Raw genomic sequence first — 1,059 nt, forward strand, 5'->3', positions numbered from 1 at the left:
GCTCTGGATACTCCACCTTTTTGACACAGACCCGTCGGGACGCACTCAACTACTACGCAAAGTGCGAGTCGAGCGATAAATCCTCGAAAGCGGGACTCGACATCACATATTCGGGCTTTGGCCTCGGCGCAGACTATTCGGATGCTTCAAAGACGCAGGAATGCACGAAGTCCAAGGCCACTCTGTCAATCAACGACAGCGATTACGCACAGGTGAAACAGATCTTTCGAGCTGGCCTGGACGTTGTTTGGCAGTGTCTGGTGCTTGCCAGCAGAGGCTGGGATGTGAGAACAAGAGGCTATAAGGACGCTGTCAGCCTGAACATCGCTAACACCTCGTCAACAGGCGGACGGCTGAACGCGGTTGACATTGTGGGCGATGGTGCTTCGACGACTACTTGCAAGGGACTGCCGAAGAAGTATCCGGCAAAGATCGGACAAGAGGGCATCAGCGCTCTCTGTACTCGCGTGGCCTCTCTGCAGTTGATCGATGGCACGACAAACGTGCAGGCGGAAGACGTCTTCATTAACTTGCAACTAGCCGACGGGCCAATGGCGATTCCTCTCCCCGGCTACAGAAGTTCCGCTCTGCAAGGCGTGGGCCAGGAGATTGACGCATTGAAGAAGCAAGTCGCTGACCTTCAAAAATCAATTGGCAGCCTCAAGTCGGCGCACGGCGCAGAAACCTATAACCCGGGCGCAGGCTATCTCAACTCGGGATCCGCGATGTGCCCTCCAGGGTCGTTCGTCGTCTCGATGATCTCTCGCACCGCCGGCGGTGGACCCACGGCATCGTCTCTCAAGTTCAACCGATCTGTCGAGCTGTCGCCATAAATCCCTAGTCTGAGCACGTCCCGGCCGGCTGCCATTCAACGCCCGAAAGCGCGGCACGCTTTAGCCTTCACGCTCTGGCTATACGACGAGTCTTGAGTTGCTCTTCCGAAGCAGGTGCATCCTGGTCAACAGCCTTACGCCTGCTGCGCCCGCGTCTTCGCTTCAATTGCGTAAGCGCGCGGTGAAGTCATCTTGATTGGCTGCGAGTCGACAGGCATCGTGTCCG

The 1,059-nt window shown here is 56.8% G+C and carries 1 protein-coding gene; it reads left to right on the forward strand.

Annotated elements, in window-relative coordinates; translation table 11 throughout:
• Nucleotides 1–833 (forward strand): hypothetical protein (locus AC04L7_RS19455; RefSeq protein WP_475513810.1); only part of this gene is annotated, 833 nt, incomplete at its 5' end.
• Nucleotides 834–1,059: the final 226 nt, after the last annotated feature.

The sequence above is a fragment of the Pseudoxanthomonas sp. LjRoot204_2 genome, from assembly GCF_056175765.1.